Source organism: Edaphobacter sp. 4G125 (assembly GCF_014274685.1).
In the GTDB taxonomy this organism is placed as follows: Bacteria; Acidobacteriota; Terriglobia; order Terriglobales; family Acidobacteriaceae; genus Edaphobacter.
Genome location: NZ_CP060393.1, coordinates 2,605,282 through 2,616,856, shown reverse-complemented (window position 1 = coordinate 2,616,856; position 11,575 = coordinate 2,605,282). Strand labels below are relative to the sequence as shown.

Sequence of the window (11,575 nt, the reverse complement as noted above, 5' to 3'; positions counted from 1 at the left end):
TCGAGATAGATATAGGAATCGGAATTCATTCTTGGCAAAGCCGGTTCGTTTCTTTAGAGTTGCGAGAAAACTGGGTTTCTTCACTCAAGGAAAAGAGAAGATCATGAAGATCAAGAGGCGAGGATTTGGATGGTAACGGAGTTGGAGAAGGCGCCGACGACCGGTCCGGGGAGCGAGAAGTATCAGCGGATTCTGGATGCGGCGGTGGAGGTGATCGCTGAGCGTGGATACTTCCACTCGCCGATCAGCGCCATTGCAAAGCGCGCCGGGGTGGCCGATGGGACGGTTTACCTCTACTTCAAAAATAAAGACGACGTATTGCGCACGGCGATCGACGCGACCTTCGAACGGTTTTATCGGAAGCTCGAAGAGCGGTTCGAGTTATTGAAGGACCCTCGGGAGCAGTTGGAGTACATCGCCGAGGTCCATTTGGAGAGTCATCGGGAGAACCGGAGCATGGCGATCCTGATGCAGACCGAGGTGCGTCAGAGCGCGAAGTTTATTGCGGAGTTCTCCCATCATCATTTGGTGAAGTACATCCAGATGGTTCGCGAGGTGGTGCGACGGGGGCAGCAGGAGGGTGTCTTCCGGCTCGATGTCTCCGATGGCGTTGTGGCGCACTGCATGTTTGGTGCGATCGATGAATTGCTGAGCTCGGCGGTGTTTACTGGGCGCGTTTATGATTCCAAGACAACGGCGCGGCAGGTAATGGATGTGCTGTTGAATGGGATTGGAAGGCAGGGAACAGGGGATGCGTTTCCCTGCTAAACGAGTTTTGAGCAGGGAAGAGTACCCCAGCGGCTAAAGCCGCATGGATATTAGCGGATGTTACGGCACGGCTAAAGCCGTGCCCTTACAAAACTGAGGCATTCGAACGGAATGCTGGTTCTTAGAAGAGCCGCGGATTATTCGTTGTGGCTGTTTGTAGTCGTAGATGATCAGTGAACGACGCGCAGCGTCAGTCTGGAGAAGTACAAGGCACATGTTTGATCTGCGAACGGTAAACGATGTTTTTGTGCGGGCCACGGGGCGTGGGGATCGTGCGGTTTTGATGGCGCAGGATGCAGCGGCGAGCTGGTCTCCGATTTCTTCGGTGCAACTTTATGGCAGGGTACGGGCGCTGGCTGATGTGCTGCGCGGATGGGGAATCGGCAAAGGGGACCGTGTGGCGCTGCTGGCGGAGAACCGTTGGGAGTGGCTGGTGACAGACCTTGCGGTGCTGGCGATTGGTGGTGTCGATGTTCCACTGTATCCGACGCTAACGCCGGAGCAGATTGGCTACATGCTCAAGGACTCCGGTGCGAAGGCGATTGTTGTGTCGTCGGCAGAGCAGTACCAGAAGGTCTGTCAGGCTGGCGATCTTCCCGAGCTGGAACATGTGGTGGTGATGGATGAGGGCCAGTATGAGGGAGCAGATCAATTTTCTGATTTGATGAAGGAGGCGGTTGCGAAGCAGCAGCGCGATGCCGAATTCGACGTGCTGGTGAAGACTGCGCGCCCAGAAGACCTGGCGACGATTATCTACACTTCAGGAACAACAGGCGAGCCGAAGGGTGTCATGTTGACGCATGGTAACTTCGCCAGCAACCTGAACTATTCGACCGGCTCCCTGGGGCTGGGCGACAAGGACGTAAGCATCTCGTTTCTTCCTCTGTCGCATGTGACGGCGAGGCACCTGGACTATGCGCTGCTGTGTCATGGAACAAAGCTGGCGTATTGCGCAAAGTTCGAACAGCTTCCGGAGGCGATGAAGATTGTGCAGCCCACGATCTTTGTTGCCGTGCCGAGGGTCTACGAAAAAATCCGGCAGGCAGTCGAGGGCAAGTCGGCAGCTTCTCCGGTGAAAAACAAAATCCTTGCATGGGCGCTGAGTGTTGGTAAGGCGCATCGGGCTGACACGTTGAAAGGGAAGGAGCCTGGCGGGCTGAGCTGGAAGCTGGCGAATAAGCTGGTCTTCGGAAAGATCCGCGAGGCGTTCGGCGGGAAGGCGCACATCTTTATTGCAGGTGGAGCTCCGCTGGGAATGGACACCGCAGGATGGTTTGCGGATGCGGGGATCCGTATCTTCGAAGGCTATGGACTAACGGAGACTTCGCCGGTCATTGCGCTGAACTATCCGAGTGCTCATCGGATTGGAACTGTAGGAAAGCCGCTGGAGAATGTGCAGTGCCGCATTGCAGTGGATGGCGAGCTGGAGGTCAAAGGACCTTCGATCTTTGAGGGGTACTGGAAGAAGGATCAGGAGACAAAGGAGACCTTCACTGCGGACGGCTGGTTCAAGACCGGTGATATCGGAAATATTGATCAGGATGGTTTTCTTTCGATCACCGACCGCAAGAAGGAGTTGTTGAAGACAAGCGGCGGAAAGCTGATCGCTCCGCAGCCGATTGAGAACAAGTTAAAGGCAAATCACCTGATAGGACATGCGGCGATGGTGGGAGATAAGCATAAGTTCGCCTGCGTACTGCTCTCTCCGAACCTTGCGGCGTTGAAGGGCTGGGCAAAGGGGCAGGGAATACAGACGGAGGACGCGACTGTGCTTGTGAAGGATCCCAAGGTGGTGAAGGAGTATCAGGAGATCGTGGATCGAGTGAATCAGGAGCTAGCCCATTTTGAGAGCATCAAGCGGATGCTGGTGGTTCCTGATGAATGGAGTGTGGAGACGGAGGAGCTGACTCCGAGCCTGAAACTGAAGCGTCGCGTGGTGGAGAAGAAGTACGCTCGCGAGATTGCAGATTTTTATGCTGATGAGGCGACGTCGAAGGGATAGATCCCTGCCGCTCAGGAAACACAGATCCTTCGGCTCCGTTGCCGCAAAAAATGCGCCAACTTCGCTCAGGATGACACTTCCATAAATTTAGAGAAATTGAATGATGCAAGGAGACGGAATGAAGAGCGAGTGGCGGCTGTTGGGAGTGGTTTTGCTGGCGAGTCAGGTTTGTGTTGGGCAAATAACAACTCCTCCCTCGTGTTCGGTGGACCCGGCCAGCAGGCCAATGACATTGACGACATCGAAGCGGCCATCGCCAGAACAGGTTCGAGAGACGGCAGAGGCAGCAGCGGCGGATCCTACGGTATTGGTGGCTGCAGAACCTGTTCCTAACTTTGGCACAGAGCGCTATCGGCTAGCTGATTATGCAGAGTGCACAGGAACCGTAGGGTGTTATTGGGCTGATCTGGATGCTCAGACAAAGCGAGCAGAGACCGTACTGGAGCGGGCGATTGCTTCGAAGAAGAAGGGAGAGAAACTGGCAATCGTTCTGGATATCGATGAGACGTCGATGACGAACTTCTGCGAGTTGCGGCGAGAAGACTATGGCTTCCTATTAGCAGCGTTCAATAAATGGGCGATGTCCCCTGAGGCGGCGATGCCGATTCCGGGCACGGTGCGTCTGGTGAACAAAGCACAGGCAGCGGGTGTGGATGTCTTCTTTATTACGGGGCGATGGGAGGAGCAGCGGGAGGCAACAGCCAGGAATCTGGAGAGCGCAGGGTTCAAAGGATGGAAAGGGCTGGCGCTTCGCGCAGGATCGCAGAAGCAGATGACGACGGTGGATTATAAGAGTCAGGAACGACAAAAGATCGTTGACGCGGGCTATCGCATCGTATTGAACATGGGCGATCAATGGAGCGATCTGAACGGACAGGCGCGTGGAGAGACGAGTGTGAAGCTGCCGAATCCGTTCTATTATCTGCCTTGATTGCGGAGGTGAAGGGATGGAATCTGTGGATGCCCCAGAGGCGGAGCAAGCGAAAGCGCTGCTTCGCCAGGCTATTTATGAGCACAGACGTTTTTTGAATCCTGTGCCAACGTCAGTGGGTGGATGGGAGACGCTGCGTAAGGCGCTTCCGCTTTATCTTCGGAATAAGGAAGAGAAATCTCCACGGACACCGCTGGGGCCGTTCCGTACCGATGTAAGTCTCTATGGGACGCCACCAACAAGTGGACTGAGACTGACATGGATGGGGCACTCATCGACGCTGGTGGAGATCGATGGAATGCGGGTGCTGGTGGATCCGGTGTGGGATCAGCGAGCTTCTCCGCTACGGTGGGCGGGACCGAAGAGGTTCTTTGCAGCTCCACTCAAGCTGAAAGATATGCCTCGACTGGATGTGGTCATTGTCTCGCACGACCACTACGATCACTTAGGCGAGTGGACGATTCGGAACCTTGCGAAGCTGCCGGCGTTGCGCGATACGGAGTGGGTGACCTCGCTAGGAGTGGGCGAGATTCTGGAAGAGTATGGAGTGAAGAAACGCCGCATCACGGAGCTGGACTGGACACAGAGCATCGGCGATGCATCGCTTGAGATTACGGCATTGCCATCGAGACATTTTTCTGGGAGAAGCATGTTCAACCGCTTCGAAACTCTGTGGTCGTCGTTTGTGTTGAAGGGACCGAAACACAATGTCTATTACGGAGCCGATTCGGGATGGTGGCCCGGGTTTAAAGAGATCGGTGATGCGTATGGGCCGTTCGATGTGACGATGCTTGAGATCGGGGCCTACAACGAACTGTGGAAGGACATTCATCTTGGGCCCGATGGAGCGGTGCGGGCGTTCGAAGAACTGGGTAGCAAGGGCCTTCTGATGCCGATTCACTGGGGCCTGTTTGACCTGGCGATGCATGGATGGCGACAGCCGATCGAGCGATTCTGCGAGCTTGCAGACGAGAAGGGCATTGCGACGTGGATTCCTGAGCCCGGGATACCGACGGAAGTGGTGCGCGAGACTGCGCTGCGGTCGGAGTGGTGGCGCTGAAGCTGCGGTATCATGCTCCCGACGTAGAAAAGGAGATTCGATGCGCATTGGAGTGTTGACTGGTGGTGGTGATTGCCCGGGGCTGAATGCCGTGATTCGTGCGGCGGTACGGAAGGGGATTCTCCACTATGGCGATGAGTTCATTGGGTTTATGGAGGGATGGCGTGGCGTTCTGGAGGATGTCACCATGCCTCTGAACCTGGAGACGACGTCGGGGATTTTGCACAAGGGCGGCACGATTTTGCGTTCGTCGCGGACGAACGTGAAGAAGATTCCGGGTGGATTTGAGAAGTGTGTGGAGGTGCTCCAGAAGCATAAGCTGGATGCTCTGATTGCACTGGGTGGAGACGATACGCAGTCGATCTCCCTGGCGCTGAGTGAGCGCGGAGTGAAGTGTGTCGGCGTGCCGAAGACGATCGACAACGATCTGAATGGAACAGATGTCTGCTTTGGCTTCGATACGGCGGTGAGCATTGCGACAGAGGCCGTGGACCGGTTGCACTCAACCGCGGAGGCACACAATCGTGTCATCGTCGTCGAAGTGATGGGGCGCGATGCGGGATGGATTGCGGTGACGGCGGGAATTGCAGGCGGAGCCGATGCGATTCTGGTTCCAGAGGTCCCGATCGATATCGACGAGGTTTGCAAGCTGGTGAAATATCGGCATGACCATGGGAAGAAGTTCTCGATTGTCGTCGTAGCCGAAGGCGCGAAGTTGCCGGAAGGAGAGCAGGCCACGCACGGAACCGCGGTGGATTCCTTCGGCCATGCACGGTTGAGCGGCATCGGGCAGGCGTTGGCTGAGGAGATCGAGAAGCGCACGAAGTATGAGACCCGCAGCGTAAACCTGGGGCATACCCAGCGTGGTGGTACTCCCACAGCGTATGACCGAATGCTGGCGACGCGGTATGGTGTGGCGGCGATCGATCTGGTCCATGCAGGTAAGTTCGGACGCCTTGTGGTGCTGAAGGGAACGCAGATCTCGGATATTCCGATTGCTGATGCCATTGCGAAGAACCGGACGGTCGGAAAGGACCTGCTGGACGTGGTAAAGGGCCTTCAGCCTCCTGTTTAGTGATGAGTTATCAGTAACTTGCTAAGCAATAGCTGAAGAATTTGATTGAAATGGGCGGACGAAAGGGAATACAAAGAGATTGCCGGGTTGTCCGGAACTCTTCCCGGTTTCGCCCATTTTCTTCTGAGGTAAGGAGGTTCTTATCCGATGGCACATGCACAGGTAGCATTCCGCGAGGTGATGGATATCCGGCAGGCATCGGAGTATCTCGGGATCAGTGGAGATACGTTGTATCGCTATGCCTCGGAGGGATTCATCCCTGCTTTCAAATTGGGCAATCGCTGGCGTTTCAAGAAGTCTCTGCTGGATGCGTGGATGGATGAGAAGAGCGGTGTGAAGACGTCAGCTCCTGCCGTAGTTGCTCCGAAGCAGAAGAAACCAGCAGGCCGAGCACGCTGATCTCTGTAGATCTGGCATCTTTGTTCTTACCGGCGAATCCAATCATTTCATGAAAGAACTTGTTCGTTGCAGCTGGGCAGGGAGCGATCCGCTATATCGTGCTTACCACGATGAGGAGTGGGGCGTGCCGCTGTATGACAGCCGGACGTTGTGGGAGATGCTGATGCTCGAGGGGTTTCAGGCGGGACTCTCGTGGATCACGATTTTGCGCAAACGCGATGCTTTCCGGAAGGCATTTCATAACTTTGATCCGGTGAAGGTCGCGAAGATGAAGGAAGCCGACGTGGAACGGCTTCTGGAGAACCCGGGGATCATACGGTCTCGGGCAAAGATTGAAGCGACGATTGGCGGCGCGAAGGCCTATTTAAAGATGCAGGCGGAAGGAGAAGACTTCTCCCAATGGGTATGGAAGATGGCTGGCGGTAAGCCGATTCTGAATACAACTGGAGTTGTTCCCGCAAAGACTGCGTTGTCGGAAGAGGTATCGAAGGCGCTGAAGAAACGCGGTTTTAAATTTGTCGGGCCGGTAATTGTCTATGCATGGTTGCAGGCCACGGGCATTGTGAACGACCACGCCTTGAAATGTTTTCGGCGAACGTAGCCCGCTGGTAAAAACAGGTTCCTCTGCGTTGTTCTGGAATGACAAAGCAAAACTCAGACGGGTTGCAGGGTATGAATCGTGAGCTCTGGTGCGCAGGCGAAACGGAAGGGCAGGCCAACAGCTCCGATTCCACGATTGACGTAAAGCTGCATCTTCCCTAAGCGGTAGTTCCCCATGACATATTTCTGGCCGAGTGGAGGAAGGATCAACGGACCATAGAAAGGGATTCGAACCTGGCCTCCGTGTGAGTGGCCGGAGAGCATCAGGTCTACGAATTTTCCGCGAGGGTGTTTGATGACACTGTCAGCCAGATCCGGTTCGTGGAACATCAGGAGAACGGGGCCGTCGGGTGCCTCCGGAATGGTGAAGCCGAGATCGGGGCGGCGGGTTGCGTCATCCGCTCCACAGAGCCATATACGAGAGCCGGAGCGTTCTATGGGGACGTGCTCATTGACCAGGACCGGGATTTTAGTCGAACGCAATGCTCCGATTACCAGAGGAGCGCTGACGGCGACGTCGTGATTGCCCAGGACGCAGTAGGTTTGAGGAGCCTTCAGGCGGCTGAGGATCTCGGCGCAGCGGTAAGCAGCGTGACGGCTGTCGATAAAGGTGAGAGAGCCACGGGTGACGAAATCGCCGGTGACGAGGACGAGATCAGGCGCAAGGGCATTGATTTTGTTGACGACGTGCTCGAGGAAAAAGGGCTCGGTGAACTCGTCGAGGTGAATATCGGAGATCTGGGCAATGCGGAAGTCGTGAAAGGCGGAGGGAAGATTGGCGATTGCGACGCGGTTTTCGACAACGTCGACCTCGTGACGGGCGATCTCACCGGCGTAAAAGGCAAGTCCGGCAGCGGTAAGACCAGAACCAAGAATGAATCTTCTACGCGTAAGGCTCGGCTTCGAGGAATCGCGTAAGGCAACGGACATAGTTCATGATAACGGTTCCTCGCGCCCGAAAGCTACGTCGCGAGGCGCTCCGGTTGAGTAGAATCAAAAAGATGAACTTTCGAGCGCGGAGGACAAAGGCAGCCCGGGCTGTAAGCAGAGCCGGGGTGGATGGATTGCTTGTGACCCATCTTCCCGATGTTCGCTACCTGTGTGGCTTTACCGGATCGAATGCTGCCCTGACGTTGTCAGGGAGCAAGGCGGTGCTCTTTACCGACGGGCGGTATACCGCCCAAGCAAAGGCGGAGGCTACAGGAACCCGCGTCGTGATCGCGAAGAAACCAGCCGTTACGGCGGCTTGCGAATCGCTGGCTGAGGCAGGTGTCAAGCGATGTGGTTTCGACGCTGAGCAGACGACAGTGGCCTTGCTGGATTCCATGCGTAAAGCGGTTCCGGCAAAGGTGCGGCGAGGAATGTTCGTGCCGGTCCAGCCTTTGATCGCAAGGCTCCGTGAGGTGAAGGATTCCGACGAGATTGCAAAGATCCGTGCTGCCGCTCAACTCGGTTGCCAGCTTTTTGATGAGATGCTGGAGTACCTGCGTCCGGGGTTGACTGAGAGAGAGGTTGCGGCCACGCTGGAGCATCGGGCGCGGCTGGCCGGAGCTGAGGCGATGTCGTTTGAGACGATTGTGGCCAGTGGAGAGCGCAGCGCTTTTCCTCATGGACGCGCCAGCGAGGCGAAACTGCCTCGTCGAGGCTTCGTGACGCTCGACTTTGGTGTTGTTCTAGATGGATATATGAGCGACATGACGCGGACGGTCCACCTGGGTAAGGCACAGTCCGAAGAGCGGGAAGTGTATGATGCGGTTCTGGAAGCGCAGCAGGTGGCGGTCTCTGCCGTGGCTGCGGGCGTGACTGCCGGAGATGTGGATGAGGCAGCACGAAGCGTTTTGCGCGGAGCAGGGCTCGACGGATGGTTTACGCACTCCACCGGTCACGGAGTTGGGCTTGAGATTCATGAGGGGCCACGGCTTGCGGCGAGGCAGACGCAGCCGCTGGAGCAGGGGATGGTGATCACGATTGAGCCGGGGGTATATATGCCGGGCAAGTTCGGATTGCGTATCGAAGATATGGTGCTGGTTACGGCGGCGGGCGGCGAAGTGCTAACGCCGAGTGTGAAGGCCTGGATTGAGTTGTAATAACAAGAACGTGCCGCAAAGAGGCACAGGAGAGAAGATGGACGGAACAAAGATGCAAGAGCTTCGTGAGCTGGTCGAATTCCTGAAGGCGAATGAGATCGCCGAGTTCGACATGGAGCAGGACGATCTGAAGGTGAGGATCAAGTTTGCAGGTGCAGCCGCGGCTCCGACAACCAGTCTGGATCTTTCTCAACTGAGCCGTCTGGTATCTTCTGCGCCGGCAGTTGCAGCTCCTGCCACCCAGGCGGTTTCTGCGACGGCATCGGCCAACCCGGCTGCTGAGGAGAAGCTGCACGAGGTGAAGTCGCCCATCGTAGGGACGTTCTATGAGTCGCCCGCTCCCGGAGCCCCTTCATTTGTGCAGGTCGGAGATCAGGTCGAAGCCGGGCAGGTATTGTGTATCGTCGAGGCGATGAAGCTAATGAACGAGATCGAGTCCGATGTGGCCGGTGAGGTGGTCAAGAGAATCGCCACCAGTGGCCAGCCGGTGGAATATGGTCAGCCGCTGTTTGCGATTCGGCCACGATAACGGCATTCGATAACGTTTGACGGGAAGGCATCTGGATTTATGTTTCGGAAGGTATTGATCGCAAATCGTGGGGAGATTGCGCTGCGTGTAATCAGCGCGTGCAAGGAGATGGGCATCCGTACGGTTGCTGTCTACAGCGAAGCTGACAGAAATTCGCTGCATGTGAAGTTTGCCGATGAAGCCATCTGCATTGGCCCGCCACGCTCGGCGGAAAGCTATCTGAATGTGCCTGCTGTGATCTCGGCGGCGGAGATCGCGGACGTGGATGCGATCCATCCGGGTTATGGCCTGCTGAGCGAGAATGCCAACTTCGCGGAGGTGTGTCGCGCTTCGAATATCAAATTCATCGGGCCTCCCCCTGAAGTAACGCGCATGATGGGCGAGAAGTCCACGGCGCGCCAGACGATGAAGAAGGCGAAGGTGCCGATTCTTCCTGGCTCCGATGGAGTCATTGCCAGCGAGGGCGAGGCACTGGAATGGGCGAAGAGCGTCGGGTATCCAGTCATTCTGAAAGCAGTCGCAGGTGGTGGTGGACGTGGAATGCGTATCTGCCGCAGCGCAGAAGAGCTTCCCGCACTCTACAATCAAGCCTCGACGGAAGCCGCTAATGCTTTTGGCAATGGCGATCTCTATATGGAGAAGTTCATCGAGAAGCCCCGGCACATTGAATTTCAGGTGCTGGCCGATGAACATGGCAATGTGATGAGCCTCGGCGAGCGTGAGTGCTCCATTCAGCGACGGCATCAGAAGCTGATTGAGGAAGCGCCGAGTCTTCAGGTCACACCGAAGCTGCGCGAAGAGCTGGGAAAGACGATCAAGAAATCGCTTGAGAACATCGGGTACTGGAATGCCGGCACCATCGAGTTTCTGATGGATGAAGATGGCAAGATCTACTTTATCGAGATGAACACGCGCATCCAGGTGGAGCACTGCGTGACCGAGATGGTTACCGGAGTTGATCTGGTGAAGGCACAACTCAGGATCGCCGCTGGCGAAAAGCTGAACTCAATTGTGCCGGGACCGGTGGAGATTCGCGGCCACGCGATCGAATGCCGAATCAACGCCGAGCATCCGGATAAGTTCACTCCCAGCGCAGGCAAGATTACAGCGTTCAATGTACCGGGAGGAAACGGCGTTCGCGTCGATACGGCACAGTATGCCGAAGGCGTGGTGCCGCCTTATTACGACTCGATGATCGCCAAGCTGATCTGTCACGGCAAGGACCGTGAAGAAGCGATGAATAAGATGCAGCGAGCGTTAAGCCAGTTTGTGGTGCAGGGCATCCATACGACGATTCCTCTGCATCAGCGGATCTTCGCTGATCCGGAGTTTCGTGCCGGAACGTTTGACACGAAGTTCATGGAGCGCTTCCTGGAACGCCAGAAGGAAGAGCAGGCCTAAATGTAGGACGGCTCTTCGTCAGGAAATTGGGACCAGTGAATCAGGATCAGTCATCCTCGCGAACTTTAGTGCTTCCGCGTCTGTATGTCATTGCAGATGCGGAGATGCTGGCCAGTCGCGGTATAGAGCTTCGTCGATTTGCCGAAGAGCTGCGGGATGCGGGAGTCACACTGTTGCAGTACCGTGACAAACGAGCAGGAGAGGAAGAGGTTCTGAGGAATGCTCACCTGCTTACCGAAGTCTTCCGCGGAACAGAAGCCGTTCTGGTAATGAATGACTTTCCGGCGCTTGCACAACAGGCGGGATGGAATGCCGTGCATGTGGGGCAAGAGGACGCAGCGGTCGTTGAAGCGAGATCGTTACTGGGCCCTGGGGGCATCGTGGGCTGCTCGACTCACAACGATGAGCAGGTGCGTGCGGCAGAGGCCGTCGGCGCGGATTACATCGCGATCGGACCGGTATTTTCGACCTCTACAAAGCTGAATCCCGACCCAGTGGTTGGGTTGGAAGGAGTGCGTCGAGCGCGAGCTTTGACGAAATGTCCGCTGGTCGCGATTGGAGGGATTACTCCTGAAAATGCAGCCAGCGTGATCGAGGCAGGGGCAGACGCCATCGCGGTGATTGGAGCTTTATTGCGTTCAGGAGCCGATCCAGGAACTTTGGTGCAAGAGTTCCTGGAGGTCATGCCACTTACCGTTCCTCCACAATAAGAAACAGGTCGAA

The 11,575-nt window shown here is 56.2% G+C and carries 12 protein-coding genes; 11 read left to right on the top strand and 1 reads right to left on the bottom strand.

Going from position 1 to position 11,575, the window contains the following annotated elements; all coding sequences use genetic code 11:
- Positions 1–129 precede the first annotated feature (129 nt).
- The 7 genes from H7846_RS10990 (at position 130) to H7846_RS10960 (ending at position 6,836) form a co-directional block, all read left to right on the top strand.
- Positions 130–768 carry a TetR/AcrR family transcriptional regulator gene (locus H7846_RS10990; protein WP_186692104.1) on the top strand — a complete coding sequence of 213 codons (639 nt, stop codon included), beginning with the start codon at positions 130–132 and terminating at the stop codon, positions 766–768.
- 214 nt (positions 769–982) lie between these two features.
- Positions 983–2,770, top strand: coding sequence for an AMP-dependent synthetase/ligase (locus H7846_RS10985; RefSeq protein ID WP_186692103.1), 1,788 nt, complete (start codon positions 983–985; stop codon positions 2,768–2,770).
- Positions 2,771–2,888: 118 nt separating this feature from the next.
- Positions 2,889–3,701: an HAD family acid phosphatase gene (locus H7846_RS10980; protein ID WP_255460562.1), complete on the top strand. Its 813-nt coding sequence runs from the start codon at positions 2,889–2,891 to the stop codon at positions 3,699–3,701.
- A 16-nt stretch (positions 3,702–3,717) separates the two neighbouring features.
- Complete coding sequence (locus H7846_RS10975) at positions 3,718–4,761, top strand: MBL fold metallo-hydrolase (RefSeq protein WP_186692101.1); 1,044 nt, start codon at positions 3,718–3,720, stop codon at positions 4,759–4,761.
- A gap of 40 nt (positions 4,762–4,801) precedes the next feature.
- On the top strand, positions 4,802–5,836 hold the full coding sequence (locus tag H7846_RS10970; RefSeq protein ID WP_186692100.1) for a 6-phosphofructokinase: 1,035 nt from the start codon (positions 4,802–4,804) through the stop codon (positions 5,834–5,836).
- A gap of 147 nt (positions 5,837–5,983) precedes the next feature.
- On the top strand, positions 5,984–6,235 hold the full coding sequence (locus tag H7846_RS10965) for a helix-turn-helix domain-containing protein (RefSeq protein WP_186692099.1): 252 nt from the start codon (positions 5,984–5,986) through the stop codon (positions 6,233–6,235).
- A 49-nt stretch (positions 6,236–6,284) separates the two neighbouring features.
- The gene (locus H7846_RS10960; protein WP_186692098.1) at positions 6,285–6,836 is read left to right on the top strand and encodes a DNA-3-methyladenine glycosylase I; all 552 of its coding nucleotides are present in this window, start codon (positions 6,285–6,287) and stop codon (positions 6,834–6,836) included.
- A gap of 53 nt (positions 6,837–6,889) precedes the next feature.
- On the opposite strand, the gene H7846_RS10955 is transcribed toward H7846_RS10960, so the two are convergent.
- Positions 6,890–7,765, bottom strand: a complete 876-nt coding sequence (locus H7846_RS10955) for a metallophosphoesterase (RefSeq protein WP_186692096.1) — start codon at positions 7,763–7,765, stop codon at positions 6,890–6,892.
- A gap of 71 nt (positions 7,766–7,836) precedes the next feature.
- Here H7846_RS10955 and H7846_RS10950 point away from each other — a divergent pair, with 71 nt between their 5' ends.
- From H7846_RS10950 to thiE, 4 genes are read left to right on the top strand one after another with little or no spacing between them, the layout of a single operon-like run.
- Positions 7,837–8,922: a M24 family metallopeptidase gene (locus H7846_RS10950; protein WP_186692094.1), complete on the top strand. Its 1,086-nt coding sequence runs from the start codon at positions 7,837–7,839 to the stop codon at positions 8,920–8,922.
- A gap of 37 nt (positions 8,923–8,959) precedes the next feature.
- Complete coding sequence (gene accB, locus H7846_RS10945) at positions 8,960–9,451, top strand: acetyl-CoA carboxylase biotin carboxyl carrier protein (protein WP_186692092.1); 492 nt, start codon at positions 8,960–8,962, stop codon at positions 9,449–9,451.
- Positions 9,452–9,490: 39 nt separating this feature from the next.
- Entirely contained in the window at positions 9,491–10,852 is a 1,362-nt protein-coding gene (gene accC / locus H7846_RS10940) for an acetyl-CoA carboxylase biotin carboxylase subunit (RefSeq protein WP_186692091.1), read from the top strand.
- 35 nt (positions 10,853–10,887) lie between these two features.
- Complete coding sequence (gene thiE / locus H7846_RS10935; RefSeq protein ID WP_255460561.1) at positions 10,888–11,562, top strand: thiamine phosphate synthase; 675 nt, start codon at positions 10,888–10,890, stop codon at positions 11,560–11,562.
- Positions 11,563–11,575 lie beyond the last annotated feature (13 nt).